The 16138-nt window shown below is 69.3% G+C and carries 16 protein-coding genes and 1 pseudogene; 11 read left to right on the top strand and 6 right to left on the bottom strand.

Annotation, left to right across the window (positions count from 1 at the left end):
- Positions 1-34 precede the first annotated feature (34 nt).
- The 3 genes from A5709_RS12945 to A5709_RS12935 all read left to right on the top strand — a co-directional run bounded on the left by A5709_RS12945 (position 35) and on the right by A5709_RS12935 (position 3157).
- Entirely contained in the window at positions 35-1213 is a 1179-nt protein-coding gene (locus A5709_RS12945) for a glycosyltransferase (protein ID WP_067948171.1), read from the top strand.
- A gap of 42 nt (positions 1214-1255) precedes the next feature.
- Positions 1256-2347: a helix-turn-helix transcriptional regulator gene (locus A5709_RS12940; protein ID WP_067948169.1), complete on the top strand. Its 1092-nt coding sequence runs from the start codon at positions 1256-1258 to the stop codon at positions 2345-2347.
- Positions 2348-2761: 414 nt separating this feature from the next.
- Positions 2762-3157, top strand: a complete 396-nt coding sequence (locus A5709_RS12935; RefSeq protein WP_197501102.1) for an STAS domain-containing protein — start codon at positions 2762-2764, stop codon at positions 3155-3157.
- On the opposite strand, the gene A5709_RS12930 is transcribed toward A5709_RS12935, so the two are convergent.
- Positions 3154-4515 carry an NAD(P)/FAD-dependent oxidoreductase gene (locus A5709_RS12930; protein WP_068012284.1) on the bottom strand — a complete coding sequence of 454 codons (1362 nt, stop codon included), beginning with the start codon at positions 4513-4515 and terminating at the stop codon, positions 3154-3156. The genes A5709_RS12935 and A5709_RS12930 overlap by 4 nt on opposite strands.
- A gap of 131 nt (positions 4516-4646) precedes the next feature.
- Here A5709_RS12930 and A5709_RS12925 point away from each other — a divergent pair, with 131 nt between their 5' ends.
- Positions 4647-5603: an alpha/beta fold hydrolase gene (locus tag A5709_RS12925; protein ID WP_068120214.1), complete on the top strand. Its 957-nt coding sequence runs from the start codon at positions 4647-4649 to the stop codon at positions 5601-5603.
- Here the strand turns inward: A5709_RS12925 and A5709_RS12920 are convergent.
- From A5709_RS12920 to A5709_RS12910, 3 genes are all read right to left on the bottom strand, one after another.
- A complete protein-coding gene (locus A5709_RS12920) occupies positions 5598-6944 on the bottom strand; it encodes a flavin monoamine oxidase family protein (RefSeq protein ID WP_067948193.1) in 1347 nt (448 codons plus the stop codon). The genes A5709_RS12925 and A5709_RS12920 overlap by 6 nt on opposite strands.
- 120 nt (positions 6945-7064) lie before the next feature.
- Positions 7065-8180: a hypothetical protein gene (locus A5709_RS12915; RefSeq protein WP_068120247.1), complete on the bottom strand. Its 1116-nt coding sequence runs from the start codon at positions 8178-8180 to the stop codon at positions 7065-7067.
- Complete coding sequence (locus A5709_RS12910; protein WP_068120249.1) at positions 8180-9316, bottom strand: phosphotransferase family protein; 1137 nt, start codon at positions 9314-9316, stop codon at positions 8180-8182. Before A5709_RS12910 ends, A5709_RS12915 begins: the two co-directional genes overlap by 1 nt.
- Positions 9317-9373: 57 nt before the next feature.
- Here A5709_RS12910 and A5709_RS12905 point away from each other — a divergent pair, with 57 nt between their 5' ends.
- Positions 9374-9976, top strand: coding sequence for a TetR/AcrR family transcriptional regulator (locus tag A5709_RS12905; RefSeq protein WP_067948163.1), 603 nt, complete (start codon positions 9374-9376; stop codon positions 9974-9976).
- Positions 9973-10845: an SDR family NAD(P)-dependent oxidoreductase gene (locus A5709_RS12900; RefSeq protein ID WP_068120212.1), complete on the top strand. Its 873-nt coding sequence runs from the start codon at positions 9973-9975 to the stop codon at positions 10843-10845. The genes A5709_RS12905 and A5709_RS12900 overlap by 4 nt, the downstream gene beginning before the upstream one ends.
- Here A5709_RS12900 and A5709_RS12895 read toward each other — a convergent pair.
- Positions 10842-11621 (bottom strand): class I SAM-dependent methyltransferase, encoded by a 780-nt coding sequence (locus tag A5709_RS12895; protein WP_197520134.1) that lies wholly within the window; start codon positions 11619-11621, stop codon positions 10842-10844. The two genes, A5709_RS12900 and A5709_RS12895, sit on opposite strands and share 4 nt — an antisense overlap.
- 140 nt (positions 11622-11761) lie before the next feature.
- Between A5709_RS12895 and A5709_RS12890 the strand changes: the two genes are divergently transcribed.
- The 5 genes from A5709_RS12890 (at position 11762) to A5709_RS12870 (ending at position 15872) form a co-directional block, all read left to right on the top strand.
- Complete coding sequence (locus A5709_RS12890; protein WP_068120208.1) at positions 11762-12709, top strand: DUF4129 domain-containing protein; 948 nt, start codon at positions 11762-11764, stop codon at positions 12707-12709.
- Positions 12706-13188: a hypothetical protein gene (locus tag A5709_RS12885; protein WP_067948154.1), complete on the top strand. Its 483-nt coding sequence runs from the start codon at positions 12706-12708 to the stop codon at positions 13186-13188. Before A5709_RS12890 ends, A5709_RS12885 begins: the two co-directional genes overlap by 4 nt.
- Complete coding sequence (locus A5709_RS12880) at positions 13185-14153, top strand: MoxR family ATPase (protein ID WP_067948153.1); 969 nt, start codon at positions 13185-13187, stop codon at positions 14151-14153. Before A5709_RS12885 ends, A5709_RS12880 begins: the two co-directional genes overlap by 4 nt.
- Positions 14154-14203: 50 nt before the next feature.
- Positions 14204-15415 carry a DUF58 domain-containing protein gene (locus tag A5709_RS12875; protein ID WP_156768035.1) on the top strand — a complete coding sequence of 404 codons (1212 nt, stop codon included), beginning with the start codon at positions 14204-14206 and terminating at the stop codon, positions 15413-15415.
- Positions 15416-15479: 64 nt separating this feature from the next.
- Positions 15480-15872 (top strand): hypothetical protein, encoded by a 393-nt coding sequence (locus tag A5709_RS12870; RefSeq protein WP_231972170.1) that lies wholly within the window; start codon positions 15480-15482, stop codon positions 15870-15872.
- Between the two features lies 1 nt (position 15873).
- On the opposite strand, the pseudogene A5709_RS12865 reads toward A5709_RS12870, so the two are convergent.
- Positions 15874-16138, bottom strand: a pseudogene (locus A5709_RS12865) (NADH-quinone oxidoreductase subunit N); the annotation flags it as partial.

The following is a 16138-nucleotide window of genomic DNA, read 5'->3' as shown; positions in this document are numbered from 1 at the left end:
CACCACGCCGAGGACGACGAAAAGGGGGTGGGAAGTGAGGATTGCGATCGTCAGCGGCGACGACATCGTCGGTGACGACCCACAGCAACTGTCCGCTGCGCTCGCGGCCCGCGGGCACGAGGTCACCGGATTCGTCCGGCGCCCGGGCCGCCGACATGCAGAAACCAGCAACGGCCACCGCACGGTACCGGTGCCCGTCGGGCCCCCCACAGCAACGTCGGCCGCGGAGGTACTGCCTTACGTGGGTGACTGGGCGGGTGCGCTCGCGCGCGAGTGGACAGCCGAACGGCCGGACGTGGTGCACGCGTACGGCTGGCTCGGCGGTTTGGCCGCCCAACTGGCCGCCCGGCGGCAAGCGGTCCCTACCGTCCAGAGTTTCCTGGGACTGGCCGCCAGTTGTAAGCCCAGGGGCGCCGCTGTTGAGCCGACGGACAGCGAACGGCTTCGCATCGAACCGCTACTGGCGCGCAGCGCGACGTGGGTGACCGGGGAGAGCGGCGACGACGTCGACGCCCTGAGCCGGCTGCGCCGCAGCCGGGCCCGAGTGTCCGCTTTGACGAGTGGGGTCGACGTGGAGCGATACAACTCACGCGGCCCGGCGTTGGCCCGCACCGACCTGCATCGCGTCCTCTGCCTCGCGCCAAATCCCATGCCCTGCAACGGCTTGGACATCGCCATCAAGGCGCTGCCCAGGATTCCGGCCACGGAGCTGGTGATTGCCGAGACCGAAGCCACCGAGCCCGATCACAACGAGGCGCGGGCCGGGCTGCAGCAGCAGGCCGCCAAGTTGGGGGTGGCCGAGCGGGTCCGGTTCGCCGGCACGGTCGTCGGTGACGAACTGCCGATGCTGCTGCGGTCCGCGGACGTGGTCGCGTGCACGCCGCGACAGCCACCGCGCGCGACGACGGTGCTGCAGGCGATGGCAAGCGGCGTCGTGGTGGTGGCCTTCGGCGTCGGGGTGCTCAAGGACGCGGTGGTGGACAACGTCACAGGGCTCGTGCTCTCGTCGCAGACTTCCGGCGGTTTGTCAGCTGCCCTGAGAAACCTTTTGGCGCAGAGTTTCCAGTGCGAGAGCATGGGCGCGGCGGGCCGCAGCCGCGCGCTGTCGCGTTATGCCTGGGATCGGATCGCGCTTGACTCACAGAACATCTATCAACAGGTGGGAGCCCCCTGTCTGGCGCCGCGGCGCTTGCAGTCATCGGGTGTCCGGTGATGCAATGATGAAACCGTGCACGGCCCTTAGGGGACGCCGATTATGACGACCATGACGAGCGCCACTGACAAAACCGGCACCGGCGTGCTCGCCGGTGCAGTGAGTCAACCCCTCGGAGCGGGCCAAGCCGCAGCCGGCGCTGAACTCGCGGGCGACGCGGGCCGGCGCGCGGGTGGTTCGGGCCCGGCACTTCGGCACGACCAGTTCCGCACCATCGATGCGCAGACCGCCCGCCAATTCTTTGCCAGGGCCTACCATCCCGGCTGGCGCATCACCGGACTCACAGGCCGCTCGACCGTTTCCCATCGCCGCTGCGAGGCGGGTTCGTTGACGGTCGACGACGTGACGATTCAGGGTCGCGTCGCGGTGGAGATTCCGGCCTCCGACACGGTCGCCGTTATCCAGCCTCGCGCGGGTTCGATGAGTGTTGCGGGCGGTTCCCCCGCCACCGTGGACTTTCCGATACTGGTCGCCCAGGACATGCCGTGCGTGTTGCAGTGCAACGGGGCACGGTTCGACGTGGTGAGCATCGCCCCGGACGTGCTGCAGAAGGTCGCCGCGGATTGGCGCCCGCCGCTACCCCAGCAGATCCACTTCCTGGACTGGCGCCCGCGCTCGCGCGCGGCCGTGCGTGCGTGGCACCGGACGCTGGACCACGTGGTGTTGACCCTGGCCGGCCCCGACACCGCCCACCAGCCAATCATCGTGGCGGGGCTCGCTCCGCTGTTGGCCGGCGCGCTGCTCGAGTGCTACCAGTCCAACCTCACCGAGCACGACCTGGCCAACGAGCCCGCGCTCCCCGAAACGCTGAAGGACGCCGTGTCTTTCATCCATCGTCACGCCGCCGAGGACGTCAGCATCAACGACGTCGCGGCGGCCGTGCATTTGACCCCCCGGGCGGTGCAGTATCTCTTCCGTCGTCAACTCGCCAGCACGCCAACGGAATACATTCGGCGCGTGCGCCTCAACCGCGCACATCAAGAGTTGTTGGCCGGGGCGCCGTCCAACACCACGGTCACGGAAATCGCCCAGCGCTGGGGTTTCGCACACACCGGCCGGTTCGCGGTGCTGTACCGCCAGACATACGGCCAGAGCCCGCACACCACGCTCCGGCGCATGACATCGCGGCCGTGACGACGACACGCCGCTAAGCCCCAGGTCAGGCCCGCCGACACCACATTCGTGGCGCGTTCGAACGAACACGCCGGAATAAGTTTTTCTCCCGCAGAACCGAAGCGAAACCGCCTGGTTGAGCGCCGATTTCGGGGTCGTCCGAAAATCCCGGTGCCGCTCATGGGTACGGGCGGCCGCTTTAGCCGGTAGGCTGTAGCCAGGTTGAGTCCCCAGCTGCCGTTATCAACGGGCGCCATTCGGACACCGTCGTCGCTCGCCCTGCTCACTACCATCCCCTTGAAGGGCGCACTCAACATGACTGCTTCAACCGATCTTCGTACACCCGATCGACATACAGCCGGGTTGCTTGGACAACCCCGTAACCGCTACCAAATCGATTGCGCCGGAGCACAAATCCATGTCCACGCCCGCAGCGTGGCCACCATCTTGCGCATCGAAGGCGAGGTCGACGCGTCCAACACCGAGCTCATCGCCGAGGCGATACGCCGCTTTTCGCGGCTCAGGGCCCCGTTGGTCCTCGACCTCGCCGGCCTGGACTTCCTCGCCGCCTCCGGCTTGCGAGCGCTGCTGCTGCTCACCGAGGAGCATCGCCGGGCCGGGTTGCGGTGCTGCATCGTCGGCGGCGTGGCGCTGCGCCGGCTCACGCGGGTCCTGCCCGAACTGGGCCTGCCCATGGCGGACTCGCTCGCTGCGGCCCTCGCGCACATCGAAGGCGTCACATCGGCCCGCCGCCGGTTGGTGTCGGGCCCGGCCCGCCAGCACGAACCGCAGCGTGACGCGTCGACGCGGCTCCGCGGGCTTGCTTCCTAACGACCCAGCCGGCGCATCAACTCCTCGGCGGCGTATCGGCCACTGGCCATCGCACCGTGCACCGTGGACGGATTGCTGACGCCGACCGCTTCGCCCGCCAGGTAGAGCCGGTCGCTGATCGGTTCCTGCAGCCGGCGCCTGTCATCCAGGCCGGAGCCGGGGGCGTGAAAAGAGTAGGCGCCGCGCGCATACGGGTCGGCGCTCCAGCTCGACGTCCTGACCTCGACCGGGGAGACGTCCTCGCCGAACAGCCGGTGAGCAATCGGCAGCGCGGTGGCGATCAGCTCCCGGGGCGGGGATGCCTCCACGGCACGACCGCGGTCACCGGCGTTGAACGCCAACGCGATTGGTCCCGCGGCCGCCGGGAGGCTGAACCACTGGGCCCACGGGCCGCTGTCGGCGGCGAGGTATTGATAGAAGGCGTTGTCCACCGTCCAGCCGCGCCTGTTGAACCGGAAGAAACTTTTCGACAGCACACCGAAGCCCAGCGCGTCGACCGCGCGGCGATGCGGGCCGGGAAGGGGCGGATCGAAAGCGATAGCACCGGCTTTCAGCACGCCGAGCGGAACGGTGACGATCGCGGCGGGTCCCTGGAAAGTCCGATCCTTTGTCCGCACGACGACGGAGTCGTCGCGCTGCGCGATCGCGGTCACCGGCGTGTTCAGCTCTACCCGCAGCCCGTCGGCGAGCAGCTTCGGCACGGCGTCGTAGCCGTTCGTGATGACGGCCTGATCGCCGCCGCTGTAGTCGCCCTCGTCAAAGGTGATGGCGGACAGTTGATCCGCGTCGGCGGCGAATTCGTCCTCGATCTCGGTGGTGAGGTAGAAGGCCAGTTGGGCGCGGTCCGAGGTGGACAGCGCTTCACCGCCCGCCGCGGCGTTGACGGCGGCCGCGAGGCTGCCGGAGTCGACTTGGTAGCGCGCCCGCTCCACGAACACGCGCCACAGTGTCGGGTCGTAGTCGAGCGGTGGAAGTTTGGGATCGATCACGAGCTTGGCCCAGCTGTAATAGTCGGTCGTGACCAATTGCGCTCCCGCTTGGCGCGCGAGCTGCACCAGCGGGTTGTCCGCCGTGCCGTGGATCCACGACGCGCCCATTTCGAGCGGTACGCCCCAGTCGCGGTCGGTGTGCACCCGGCCGCCGATGCGGTCGCGGGCCTCGATCACGCGAACGGGCCACCCCGCATCGGCGAGGCTGCGGGCGGCCGACAGGCCGGCCATCCCGGCGCCGACGACGAGCACCGACCGGGTATCCGGTCGGTGCGGCCGCGCGGATGGCGGGTGGTGCGGCGCGCAGGCGGCCAGCAGCCCACCGCCGACCACGCCCGTGGTAGCCGCGATGAATTCCCGACGGGACATCGGGTACACGGGTGTTAGCGTCTCACATCGCAACGGTTTGCCGGATTTACCGAATCTGAACGGACCTTAGGGATAAGCTTGCGCAAGTCCTTAACTGCGGCGACGAGGCCGTGTTGGAGGGGGAGGCGGCGATGAGTGCTCGACGATCGGGTCGCGCGGTCGATCCCTACCCCCACGTGCTGCCGCCGAGCCAGACGGTGGCCGTCCACGTGACCGACGGCACCCGGTTGCACGCCGAGGTCTTCGGGCCGCCCGACGGCTATCCGATTGTCCTGGCACACGGCATCACCTGCACCACCCGCGCCTGGGCCTACCAGATCGCGGATCTGGCCAACGACTACCGGGTGATCGCCTACGACCACCGCGGCCACGGGCGCAGCGGTATGCCCCGGCGTAACGGGTACAGCCTGAAACACCTTGCGTCCGACCTGAATTCGGTGCTGGATGCGACGCTGGCGCCGCACGAGCGCGCCGTGCTGGCCGGCCATTCCATGGGCGGCATCACCATCGCCGCGTGGTCGGCCCGCTACCGCCACATGGTCCGCCGCCGCGCCGACGCCGTCGCGCTGATCAACACCACGACAGGGGATCTGGTCCGCAAGGTGCAGCTGCTGTCGGTGCCGCGCGGGCTGTCGCCGGCCCGGGTGGCCGCCGCTCGCGCGCTGATCAACGCGTTCGGCGGGTTCCCGATCCCCACCGCGGCCCGCATCCCGAGCCGCTACCTGGTCGGAATGCTGGCGGTGGGCAAGGAAGCCGACCCCAGCGTCGCCAGGATCGTCCACCAATTCTTCGAGCAGACATCGCCGGCGGGGCGCGCCGGTTGCGCCAGGATGCTGGTGGCCGCCTTGGGGTCGCGATACCTGGAGCTGGACGGTTTGACGGTCCCGACCCTGGTCATCGGCAGCGAACGCGACCGACTGACCCCGATCAGCCAGGCCCGCAGGATCGCGGGCACCGCACCGAACGTCGTCGGCCTGGTCGAACTGCCCGGCGGCCACTGCTCGATGCTGGAGCACCCGCGCGAGGTGAACCGCCACCTGCGGGCACTCGCCGAGTCGGTGACCCAGGACGTGCGGATCAGTTCATAGCAGGGCGGTGATCTCGGCGGCCGCCCGCTGGCCGGACCTGACGGCACCGTCGAGAAACCCGGTCCATTCGTCCGCGGTCTCGGTGCCGGCCCAGTGAATGGGGCCGACCGGCTCGCGTAGCCACGGCCCGAATCGTGTCCACGAGCCCGGAGGGACCGCGGCGGTGGGACCGCCGGGCGCGAATTGTTCTGCGCCCCAACGGTGGTCGACATAGTCGAGTGGTTTGAGGGCGTCGTCGCCGAACAGCGTCGCAAAGCAACGCAATGTGTCGTGGCGGCGCTGCTCGGGGGAGAGCGAGTCGAAGGCGCGCGCGTCGACGAAGCCCATCAGGACGCCCGGGCCGTCGGCGTGCGGACTGACGTCGAAGGTGATGAAAACCGGCCCCGTGTCGGACAGCGCCTGGCCGGAGAAGCCGTTGGTCCGCCAAAACGGTGTGGAATAAGCCGCGTAGGCCTTGCTGAGCTGGCCCTGGGGCCAGTGCTGGGCGAGTTGTTGATACTCGGCGGGCAGCGGGGGAGCGAATTCGATCGACGCGCGATGGGCGGGCGGGACCGCGACGACGACGAATCCGGCTTCCGCCTGGCCGACATCGGTGGTGACCGTCACCCCGGCGCCGTGCCGGTCGATGCGGCGCACCGGCGCGTTGAGCACCACCCGGGTGCCCAGCTCGGCCGCCGCGGCCTCGGCGATCTGCTGGGTGCCGCCCGGAAAACGGTCCTGTTGGGCGCCGTTTTCGACGTCGAGCAGCCGGTCCAGCCCACCGGCGGCGTGCGTGTAGCGGGCCGCGTGCAGCATCGACACGTCGTCGGGCTCGCAGCCCCAGGTCACCCGGGACACGATCGCCAACAGGTCGTGCGACGAGGCGGTGGCGTGTACCGAGCGCAGCCAGCCGCCGAGCGACACGCCGTCGAGCTCGCGCGCCCGGCGCGCGTCCCACGGGGCCGACAGCGGGATGCTGCGGGCGATCCGGTCGAATTGCCAACGCAACCGGCCGATGTCGAGCAGGCCGGTCAGCGAGAGCTTGGGGATGGTGCCGCGATAGGAGTGCGTCCAGCCGCGCCAGTGGATCACGTTCTTGCCGTCGTGGTGGGTCGGGATGGTGGGGACGTCGAGTTCGGCCGCCAGCGCCAGGACCGCGTCCTGGGTCGGGCCGACGAACGTGCCGCCCAGATCGGCGGGCAAGCCCGCCACGCTGCCGGTGAACGACCGGCCGCCGACCCGGTCGCGGCCCTCGAAGACGACCACGTCATGACCCTGGCGGGCCAGCTCGCGCGCCGCGGCGAGTCCCGCAAAGCCCGCACCGACCACGACAACGTCGACAATCCACGGCGGATTTGGCACGCGCACCAGTCAACCCCAATTTCCGCGATTTCGTACGCCAATCGCCCGACACCCGCGAACGTCGAGTTGTTGCGCGAGATGGCCCGAGAATCCCGGAACTCCTCGACGTTCGCGGGCTGACTAGGGGGCGACGGTCAGCCAGTCGGAGAACCCGGACGGGTCGTGGCGGCCCAGCGCGCCGTGCTCGTAGAGGCCCCAGCCCTCCACCGGCTCGCGATCGCCGTCGCGGCACACCGCCCGGCCGACGTGGTCGATCACGCCGAAGCCGGACCGTGCGACGATCGCCGGGTCGGTCATCTCGTAGGTCAGGCGCTCGACGAACTTCTCGCCCTTCCACATGCCGTGCAGCCAGTCCGAGTCGCCGCCGTATCCGCCGCCGACGTGGATGGGCACCGGCAGCTTGGACTCGACGTCGAAGTGGACCGGCGTGCCGTCGGGGGCGGTGGCGTCGATCGTCGCCCCGGTCGGGATCCGGGTGCCGGAGCGGTAGTGGATCTTGACCCGCGGCCAGCCCAGCTGCTCGACGCGGCCGTCGCGCCAGATCCGGGTGCAGTCGTTGAGCGAACGGAAGCCGTTGGGCTCCTCCTGGATGATCAGCACGATGGCGAACTCGTCGAACGCCATCGGCACGTACAGCCACCACATGCCCTCGAACGGCGGGTCGGCGGGCCGCCCCGCCGGCTCGGGTTCGCCGATCGGCCTGATGCCCCAGGACCGGTCGCGGCTGCCGAGCCAGGTCGCGGGGTCGACGGGGATCTCCTCGCCGTCGACGGCGATGCGACCGCTCCAGCTGCCGAGCTGGGCGAACCGTTGGGCGTCCAGCGTCACCCGGTTGCCGGACCGCATCAGGTGCGGCTGTTCCTGCACGACGTCGAACAGGCCGTCCCAGATGAGATCGGCTGCGATGCCTTCGGTTTCGTCGAGGACCAACCGCAGCTTACGCAGCGGCTCGACGACCTCGATCCGGTAGCCGTTGACCTTCTGGTTGAGGCGATCCTGGTCGATGGCGTCACTCAGGTGCACCGCGGTCTGGGTATCGCCGCGCCGGACGAGGAAGAACGCGTCCTTGACCCCGAGGTTCGGGTAGTAGCCGATGCCGCTGATGACGAAGATGTTCCCGGTGCGGTCGTGGGCGTTGAAGTAGGAGCGATCGTAGAAGTTGCGGTCCGAGGAACCCGGCCACGCGATCGGCTGCGGGATCTGATGTACCGGGAACTCGTCGAGCGGACCAAGCATCATTGCTCCTCTCCGATAAGGCGGCGCATCAACCCTGCGTGGTAGAACAGCGACTCGACATCGTCGGGCTTCTCGGTTTCGCCGAAGTGCACCCGGCGCGCGCCGGTGCGCATGAACACGCAGGCCCACATGACGCCCGAATACACGTAAAACCAGCGCAGGTCACCCACTTCCACGCCGGTCAATCGCTGATAGGTGGCGCGGACGTCGTCCTCGCGCATCACCTCCGGCAGGCCAGGCAGACCGGCCAGGCCGGTCAGTTCCTGAAAAACCATGTGCGCGTAGATCATCCACGCCACGTCGAGCTCCCGCGGCCCGAGCGTGACCATTTCCCAGTCCAGCACCGCGACCGGCTGGAAGTCGCGGTAGAGCACGTTGCCCACCCGGGCGTCGCCCCAGAGCAGCACGGGCTCGCGCGCGGCCGATTCGGCCGGCCAGTTGTCCTCCAGCCAGGCGAAGGTTCGTTCCAGCAGCGGCGAGCGGCCGATGTCGGGAACCGAGAAGTCGTACCAGGATCGCACCCAGTTGAAGTGCCGGCGCAGCGCGGTGTCGCCGTCCTGGCCGTCGGAGAGAAAGCCGAAGGTGTTCTGGGCGTTGGGGATTGAATGCAACTTGGCCAGCACCCCAACGGTTGCGTCCTGCAGTTCGCGTTGACGTTCGGCGGGGGCGTCGGCGAACCAGTTGTTGCCGAACGTGTAGGGCATGACGTCGGGCGGGACCACACCCTCGACGTAGTCCATCACGAAGAAGGGGGTACCCAGCACCTCGCCGGTGGGCTCGAGCCAGCGCACCGGCGGGACTGGTACGTCGGTGAGTTCGCCGACCTTTCGGATGACTTCGAATTGATGGTCAAGCCGGTAGGTTGGAAAGACCTGCACGTCTTCGGCGGCGGGCGCAACCCTGGTCACGAGTTTCTGCTCGACGGGCTTTCCGCCCTCCTGCCAGCGAGTGGAGAGGATGATGGTTTCCGAGGACATGCCCGTGGAGTCGACGCCGCTCTCGACGGTCACCTCCGGCATCGCACCGGCGGGCAGGACGGTCGACAGCCATTTCGACATCACGGCGGGCAGCGTCGTCACGTCTCGGCTGGAGCGTTGCAGCCGGTCGACCTTGTCCAGCACGGGTTCGTTGGCCACGGGTGCCTCCATTCTTTGAGACTTCGGCGCGGCAATTACGATACGGTAGGTAGCGATATGAAAGCAGACCCGTCCGCCATTGACAAGGCCCCCGGTGCCGGCCGCCCGCGGGACCCGCGTATCGACTCGGCCATCCTATCGGCCACCGCGGAACTGCTTGTGCAAATGGGCTATTCAAATCTGAGTTTGGCGGCGGTCGCCGAGCGCGCGGGAACGACGAAGTCGGCGCTGTACCGCCGGTGGTCCAGCAAGGCCGAATTGGTGCACGAGGCGGCCTTCCCGGTGGCGCCCACCGCGCTGGAGGCGCCGGCCGGGAACATCGCCGCGGACATCCGGATGATGATCGAGGCCACCCGCGATGTCTTCACCACCCCGGTGGTTCGCGCCGCTCTGCCGGGCCTGGTGGCCGACATGACGGCCGATCCCGCCTTGAACGCCCGGGTGATGTCGCGCTTCGCGGACCTGTTCGCGACGGTGCGGGTGCGGCTGAGCGACGCCGTCGACCGGGGCGAAGCGCATCCCGATGTCGATCCGGACCGGTTGATCGAGTTGATTGGGGGAGCCACGATGCTGCGCATGCTGCTGCGCCCGGAGGACGAACTCGACGATGCGTGGGTGGAGCAGACCACCGCCATCGTCGTGCACGGGGTGAAGCGATGACCGGGCGCCTAGCGGGGCGGGCCGCCATCGTCACCGGTGGCAGCCGCGGACTGGGCCGGGCGATCGCGCTGGCCCTCGCGGCGGAGGGCGCCGCCGTCGCGGTGGCGGGCCGCACCGAGCAGGTGTGGGATGAGCGGTTGCCCGGCACCATCGGCGAGACGGTGGCCGAGATCGAGGCGGCCGGCGGACGGGCGGTGGCCATCCGGGCCGACCTGACTGACCGTGAGGACATCGCCCGGATGGTGGGCGAGGCGCGAGAAGCCTTGGGGCCCATCACGATCCTGGTGAACAACGCGGCATTCACCGCGCCCGGACGCCCCCCGGCGCCTGGCTCCGAACCGCGCGCCAAGTCGGCCAAGCCGGCGAGTGCCGCCGCGAAACCGGGCTGGCCGGGATTCGTCAGCATCCCGCTCGCCGCGTATCGCCGGCATTTCGAGATCGCGGTCTTCGCCGCGTACGAGCTGATGCAGCTGGTGAGCCCGGACATGATCGAAGCGGGCGGCGGGTCGATCATCAACGTCACCTCGGTCGCATCGAGGATCCCCGGCGACGGGCCGTACCCGGACCGCACCGGCGGCGTGCTGCCCGGTTACGGTGGCTCCAAGGCGGCGCTGGAGCATCTGACCCAGTGCGCGGCATACGATCTCGCCGATCACCACATCGCGGTCAACGCCCTGTCGCCGTCGAAACCGATCCTTACTCCGGGGCTGGCCTACTATGCCCGCGATTTCGCGGATACCGCCGCGGCCGACGAATTCGCCCGGGCGGCAGTCGAATTGACACTCGTCGATCCCGCGAAGATCACCGGTCGCACCATCGGCCATCTGCAGGTGCTCGACGGCAGCTTCCGGCCCTTCCAGCCGGACTAGGCCCGCGTCTTCGCCGTGACCGCGTTGATGATCACGGCATGCAACCGCTGCCATTTGGGGGACTGGAATCCCGCCTGCAGGAGCAGGCGCTCGACGCGGCGCCTGGTCCGCGCCTTGCCGCGCCGGCCGACGGCGAGGGTCGGCAACAGCCACAGCGAGAACCGGTCGACGAGCACCAGGCTTCCGCCGGGCCGCAGCACCCGGGCGCACTCCAGCAGGCCCGTCAGCTGATCGCTCCAGTGATCGAATGACGTCGTGCTGACGACCAAGTCGAAGGCGCGGTCGGCATAATTGAGCTCTTCGGCTACTCCACGGGTGAAGCTCAATCGCGGGTCGATAGCGAGACTCCTTGCGGTGGAAACCATTTGCGGGGCCGGATCGATCCCGGCGAGGTGCTTGGCGTTCGGGTAGCGGCGGGCGAGCAGTTGCAGCAGGTATCCGGTGCCGGACCCGACGTCGAGCACATACTCGGGGGCGGTGACCGTCGCCACGGCCAGCTGCGCGGTGCGGTCGGCGATCTCGTGATGCAGCCGTCCGCGCCAGCCGCGGTCGTAGCCGGCGGCACGATCGTCGAACGCGGCGACGTCGCGGTATGGCGGCACGAATCGTAGTGTCCCACCGCGCGGGGGCGCGTGGCGAGACGCGCGCCGCGCGTCGGCCCTCGGGCGTATCGGGCGGAACGACGTCGCCCGCAACGCGTCGTGCGCGGCGTCGATCGCGTCAAGAGCGGCGCCGATCCGCTCTCGTGCCTGCTCGGCGCTCATCCGGAAACCCACGACCCAACGGTATCGAACAAACATTCGATGAAAAACGTAAGAACGCGGGTTTGTGGATGGATCTCCGACTGTGGATAACGCGCGGCCTGACGTGCCAGGATGAGGCAAGGCCAGTGCCGCAACAACCGAGTGGTATGCCAATGCCTGGTATGGACAAGCCGACGGGGCGGGTCGTCGCCCTGATCGTGCTGCTGCTCGTCGTCTCCGCCGCGCTGCGGGGTTACCTGCCGGCCGCCCACCACGAGGAGCGCGGCGAGGCCGCCGGTAGCCGGGCGGCGCTGCTATTCGTGGTGGCCGCCCTCGGCGTGACGCTTGCGCTGGTGGCGATCGCGGTCATCGCCCGGTTGCGCGACCCGCGCGCTTCGGCGCCGCAAGCGGGCCAGCTGTCCGAGATGCTCGGCACCGGCAGGGGCCGGCCGAGCTGGCGCGTGGTGCTGATCGCGCTGGCGGTGATCGTGGCCTGGCTGGTGATCGTGATGGTGGCGTCCCGCCTGTTGGCGCCGCACGGCGTCGGTCAGGCTCAGCCCCCGCAGACGAACGGCGCTCCACCCGCGGAGCAGGGCAACGCCCCGGCGCCGCAGCGGCCGCATTCCGCGAACGGGGACATGTTCGGCATCCTGCTCGCCGCCACAGTCCCGATGATGCTGATCATCGTCACGGGGACCGTCGTCATGTCGCGCCGGCGGTGGCGCGCGGCGAAGCCGGGCGCCGTCATCGACGATCACGCCGAATCCCCGGCGCCGCCGCCGCGGTCGGAATCCCTGGTGCGCGCGGCCGAGCGGGGGCTGGCCGAGATGGCAGACCTCAGCCGGGAAGCCCGCGAGGCGATCATCGCCTGTTATGCCGCGATGGAGCGCGAACTCGCGAATGTGCCCGGCGCCGTCCCGCAGGACTTCGACACCCCGACCGAGGTGCTGGCCCGGGCGGTCGAACACCATGCGCTGCATGCCGATAACGCCGTGCAATTGGTGAACCTGTTCGCCGAGGCGCGATTCAGCCCGCATGTGATGAACGAGGGGCATCGCGACGTAGCGGTGCGCGTTCTCCAGCTGGTCCTCGACGAGCTCGGCTCCCGGAGTCCCGTATGAAAAGGACGCTGGCCCTGGGCATCTGCCTCATCGTCGGGATCGAGCTGCTGGCGTTGATGCAGCACGACCGGCAACTGGTGTTGGCCGCCGCGGGCGGTGCCCTGGCACTGGTGCTGCTCACCGTCCGCCGCGTCCTGGGGCGCGGAACGCGACCCGAGGCGGAAGCGGACCCCGACGAGCTCGGGGATTCGCTGCGCCGCTGGCTTTCCAACACCGAGACGACGATCCGGTGGTCGGAGTCGACCCGGGTGGACTGGGACCGGCACCTGCGCCCGATGCTGGCGCGCAGATACGAGATGACGACCGGCGAACGGCGATCCAAAGATCCTGTGGCGTATCAGGCGGGCGGTCAGATGCTGTTCGGGGCCGAACTGTGGGAATGGGTTAACCCGAACAACGTCGCGCGGACCGGCGACCGGCGACCCGGTCCCGGCCGTGCGACGCTGGAAGAGATTCTGCGAAAGTTGGAACAGGTATGACGCTGCCGGCGGCAACAACCACAGCGCACTGCGAGGCCGTGCTCGACGAGATCGAGCGGGTGGTGGTGGGCAAGCGTTCCGCGCTCACCCTCATCCTCATCGCGGTGCTCGCCCGCGGCCACGTCCTCATCGAGGACCTGCCCGGCCTGGGCAAGACCCTGATCGCCCGGTCGTTCGCCGCGGCGCTGGGGCTGCAGTTCACCCGCGTGCAGTTCACCCCGGACCTGCTGCCCGCGGACCTGCTCGGCTCGACGATCTACGACATGCAGTCGGGCCGCTTCGCTTTTCGGGCGGGACCGATCTTCACCAACCTGCTGCTCGCCGACGAGATCAACCGCACGCCGCCCAAGACTCAGGCGGCGCTGCTCGAGGCGATGGCCGAAGGCCAGGTCAGCATCGACGGTGAAACACACCAGCTGCCAAAGCCTTTCGTCGTCCTCGCGACCGACAATCCGATCGAGTACGAGGGCACCTATCCGCTGCCGGAAGCACAGCTCGACCGGTTCGCCATCCGCCTGGAACTGCGCTACCTGTCCGAGCGGGACGAGGCCGCGATGTTGCGCCGGCGCCTCGAACGGGGGTCGGTGGAACCGACCGTCAATCAGGTGGTGGATGCGCACGACCTGCTCGCGATGCGTGAATCGGTCGAGCAGGTGACCGTGCACGAGGACGTGTTGCACTACGTGGTGTCGCTGGCCAATGCGACGCGGCACCATCCGCAGGTGGCGGTGGGCGCCAGCCCGCGCGCCGAGCTCGACCTGGTTCAACTCGCGCGCGCCCGCGCGCTTTTGCTCGGCCGGGACTATGTGATCCCCGAGGACGTCAAGGCGCTGGCCGTCCCGGCGGTCGCGCACCGGATCACCCTGCGCCCGGAGATGTGGGTGCGCAAGATTCAGGGCGCCGACGTGGTCGGGGAGTTGCTGCGGCGCTTACCGGTGCCCCGCACCGGCGGGGGCTCCGGTTGACCCAATCTCCGGTTGAGTTTCGCTGGCGCGCATCGTATTTGACGCGGGCGATGGCCAGCTGCGCGGGGCTGGCGCTCGCGGTCGCGGTGATCGGCGCGCGGTGGCAGCTGATCGCGTTCGCGGCGCCGCTGCTGGGCGTGCTGTGCTCGGTCAGCTGGCAACGACCGGTGCCGGCGATCCGCGTGCACGGCGATCCCGATGCCCAGCGGTGCTTCGAAAAAGACCGCGCGCAGCTGCGCGTCTGGGCGACCGAAGAGGGCGGGGCAACGGGGTTTTCCGCGGTCGAGGTCACGGTTCCGCCCGTCGAGGGGATGGAGCTCGAAGTCCTCGACTCGGACTCCCGCCAGACCAAAAGGGTTGCGGCAACGGCGCAACGCTGGGGCAGGTACTTCATCCGGGCCCGGGTCGACGCGGTCGCGCGCGGCGGGCTGCTGTACGGGACGGCGACCGTCGACGCCGCCGAAGTCATCGTCTTTCCCCTCACGCCCCCGCAGTCGACGCCCATCCCGCAGACCGAGCTACTCGACCGCCTGGGTGCGCACCTCACCCGGCACGTCGGCCCCGGCGTGGAATACGCCGACATTCGCGCCTACGTGCCCGGAGACCAACTGCGCGCGGTGAATTGGCCGGTGAGCGCGCGGCGTGGCCAGCTACACGTCACTCAGCGTCTCACCGATCGAGCCGCCGACGTGGTGGTGCTGATCGACACCTATCGCCAGCCGTCGGGCCCGGCGACCCACGCCACGGAGCGCGTGGTTCGAGGCGCCGCGCAGGTCGTGCAGACCGCGCTGCGCCACGGGGACCGCGCCGGCGTCGTCGCCCTGGGCGGCAACCGCCCGCGCTGGCTGGGCGCCGACATCGGGCAGCGCCAGTTCTATCGGGTGCTCGACACGGTGCTCGGTGCCGGCGATCGATTCGAGAAGACAACAGGCACATTGGCGCCGCGCGCGGCCGTTCCGGCCGGCGCGATCGTCATCGCGTTCTCGACGCTGCTCGATACCGAATTCGCGCTCGCGTTGATCGATCTCCGCAAGCGGGGCCACGTCGTCATCGCCGTCGACATCCTCGACAAGTCCCCGTTCGAGGGCGAGCAGGATCCCCTGGTGGACCGGATGTGGACGCTGCAGCGCTCCGCCATGTATCGCGACATGGCCACCGTCGGCGTCGACATCGTGTCGTGGCAAGGAGATAGCGGGCTGGAGCAGTCCATGGGTGTGCTGCCCGACCGCCGCCGAAGGATACGGGGACGGCTCGGTGGCTAGCGAAGTCAAGGCGGCACTGCCGCGGCTGTGGGCCCCGGTGTTCTCGGTGGCATTCGGCCTGCTGATGGTCGGCTTGGCCGCCGACGGCACGCACGGACGCGCCGTCGCCGCTTGGGCAACGGCCCTGGCCGCGGTGGTGGCGGGGACGGCTTTTCGTCCCGCCGCAACGCTTGCGGTGGTGCTGTCGGTGGTCACCATCGTGCTGTCCGATCCGCCGCTCGTGTTCGTCGCGCTGTCGGGGCTGAGCGCCGCCGCCTACCTGGTGTGCCGCCACGCGGTCGGCGGGTCGGCCGCTGTGGTGCTGGGCAGCTGGCCGACGGCCGTTGGCGCCGTTGGGTTCACGTTCGCCGGGTTGGTGGCGACGTCGTTCCCGTTGCAGCTGCCGTGGTTGCCGCTGGCCGCGCCGTTGGCCGCCCTGGCCGTGTACGTGCTGGCCGTGCGGCCGTTCCTCGGCTGATTCAGTGCAGCAGCTGGGCGGCCTGGTCGGCGAGGTCGAGCACCGGCTGCGGGAAGATGCCCAGCACCACGGTAATCGCGGCGCACACCGCGATCGCGGCCTTGCTCAAAATCCCCGGCGCCACCACGTGCGGGGTGTCGTCGGTTGCCTCGGTGAAGAACATCGACACGATCACCCGCACGTAGAAGTAGGCCGCGATCCCACTGGCCACCACACCGATGATCACCAGCGGCGCCGCGCCGCCCTGCGCCGCGGCCTTGAACACG

Source organism: Mycobacterium sp. E1386 (genome assembly GCF_001672745.1).
Taxonomy (GTDB): Bacteria; Actinomycetota; Actinomycetes; order Mycobacteriales; family Mycobacteriaceae; genus Mycobacterium.
The sequence above is the reverse complement of the archived record's forward strand: the minus strand, read 5'-3'. Positions and strand labels throughout refer to the sequence as shown.

Excerpts from the sequence above, each read along its gene's own strand:
- A5709_RS12940 (WP_067948169.1), top strand. The coding sequence starts at position 1,256 with ATGACGACCATGACGAGCGCCACTGACAAAACCGGCACCGGCGTGCTC.
- A5709_RS12930 (WP_068012284.1), bottom strand. The coding sequence starts at position 4,515 with ATGTCCCGTCGGGAATTCATCGCGGCTACCACGGGCGTGGTCGGCGGT.
- A5709_RS12925 (WP_068120214.1), top strand. The coding sequence starts at position 4,647 with ATGAGTGCTCGACGATCGGGTCGCGCGGTCGATCCCTACCCCCACGTG.
- A5709_RS12915 (WP_068120247.1), bottom strand. The coding sequence starts at position 8,180 with ATGCTTGGTCCGCTCGACGAGTTCCCGGTACATCAGATCCCGCAGCCG.
- A5709_RS12905 (WP_067948163.1), top strand. The coding sequence starts at position 9,374 with ATGAAAGCAGACCCGTCCGCCATTGACAAGGCCCCCGGTGCCGGCCGC.
- A5709_RS12900 (WP_068120212.1), top strand. The coding sequence starts at position 9,973 with ATGACCGGGCGCCTAGCGGGGCGGGCCGCCATCGTCACCGGTGGCAGC.
- A5709_RS12890 (WP_068120208.1), top strand. The coding sequence starts at position 11,762 with ATGCCTGGTATGGACAAGCCGACGGGGCGGGTCGTCGCCCTGATCGTG.
- A5709_RS12885 (WP_067948154.1), top strand. The coding sequence starts at position 12,706 with ATGAAAAGGACGCTGGCCCTGGGCATCTGCCTCATCGTCGGGATCGAG.
- A5709_RS12880 (WP_067948153.1), top strand. The coding sequence starts at position 13,185 with ATGACGCTGCCGGCGGCAACAACCACAGCGCACTGCGAGGCCGTGCTC.
- A5709_RS12875 (WP_156768035.1), top strand. The coding sequence starts at position 14,204 with ATGGCCAGCTGCGCGGGGCTGGCGCTCGCGGTCGCGGTGATCGGCGCG.
- A5709_RS12870 (WP_231972170.1), top strand. The coding sequence starts at position 15,480 with ATGGTCGGCTTGGCCGCCGACGGCACGCACGGACGCGCCGTCGCCGCT.